This is a genomic window from Bradyrhizobium sp. P5_C11_2, from assembly GCF_054049755.1.
Genome location: NZ_JBFULT010001020.1, coordinates 1 through 1,329, shown reverse-complemented (window position 1 = coordinate 1,329; position 1,329 = coordinate 1). Strand labels below are relative to the sequence as shown.

The window sequence follows — 1,329 nt, the reverse complement described above, 5'->3', positions numbered from 1 at the left end:
GTCGGCGCTGGCGTCGCCGGCGCGGCCGCCGTGGGCACGGCGGCTGCTGTGGCGGCTACATCTCCCAACTGGGGATGGGGAAGCGGCCCTTACTACACAGGCGACGCTCGGGCAGCCAACGCCTACTATGGCGGGTCCACAGCCAGCTCCAGCAATGGCTGGTACATAACGCCCACCGGCATGGCCTGCACATCGGGGACTTTGGTCACAGGCGCCAACGGTTTGCCGTTCCGCTGCCGGTAAAGCACACGCGAAGGCCGGTGAAGCGGGCATCGACTTCGGCGCGTCAGCATACCAGCGACGTTATGGCACCCTGATCTGCTGAAGCCGAGAAGTCCCCTCGAAACGAAGACGTGTGCGCCAGAGACGCTGCATGGCCGAGAAGTGGTGTTGAATGCTACCGCGGGTCRCGAGGTTGGTTTATGCACCAAGGCTAGTGGCCCGCAGGCAAATCCTCTATCGACGCGCTCCGACGCGATTAACGCCGCCATTGGCATTRCCGCCGACGTTATGACGGACTGCAGCGCGCGCAACGGGCCGTGGCCGGAGGGCAACGCCAGCCCGGGCAACGCAACCGACCGGATAGTCGACGTACTGGCAATAAACGATCGCGCGGGCCGGTGATGGAGCAAGCGTGGCCCCTGCAAGTCCCAGAAGTGCGCTGGCAGCGATTCCTGTAACCGTCATTGACTTGATCGAAAGTCGCATCTTAGCCTTCATGATGGTCCTCCTAAGGGTAGCAGAAGCCGCATTCCTACAGCTTACGATAGCGTGTGYGCGGAGAGATGAGCGACATTGAGTAGATCAAGGGTGAGCTGGGCTGTGCGTTAACTCCGTCGAACATKATCCGTGTTTCCTGCCRCCCGTCACCGCGATCTTGATTCAGATCAACCAGCTTCGTGATACCCGCRCCAAAACAARAGACCGACTGGGCTRGGGCGATTRGTTGGTGCGTGCGATGACGCCGACTTGGTATGTCACCTTCGAGGTTCGTAAACGCGGCACGCTGCCGAAGCAGCGGAGCCCTCGGGAAACAAGGACCTTCGCTACGGAAGCAGAGGCCAAGGCATTCGTTCGTGCAAAGCTCGACGAAGGTCTCGTTGTATTTGCGGGCACGATCAATCCGCACGTCCCCAGGCAACTCATTCCGTCGTCCCGCATCCAAGCTTGGCTTGTCGATGAACAATGGAACGCTGAGCGAGATACAGGTCCCGACCGGACGCCGATCACCAGGTTCTGAAGCCGAACCAGCCGAACTGCCCTTGTCGTGCCGCCAGAAGCATCTGCGGCTGGACGTTTCGCCTCGGTCGAGCCGCAACATGCAACATC

Annotated in this window: 2 protein-coding genes; one reads left to right on the top strand and one right to left on the bottom strand. The window is 60.9% G+C overall.

From position 1 onward, the window contains the following. Nucleotides 1-456: 456 nt before the first annotated feature. Nucleotides 457-720, bottom strand: a complete 264-nt coding sequence (locus ACXJL8_RS41305; protein WP_456687061.1) for a hypothetical protein — start codon at nucleotides 718-720, stop codon at nucleotides 457-459. A 238-nt stretch (nucleotides 721-958) separates the two neighbouring features. Here ACXJL8_RS41305 and ACXJL8_RS41300 point away from each other — a divergent pair, with 238 nt between their 5' ends. Beyond that, the gene (locus tag ACXJL8_RS41300) at nucleotides 959-1,240 is read left to right on the top strand and encodes a hypothetical protein (protein ID WP_456624351.1); all 282 of its coding nucleotides are present in this window, start codon (nucleotides 959-961) and stop codon (nucleotides 1,238-1,240) included. Nucleotides 1,241-1,329 lie beyond the last annotated feature (89 nt).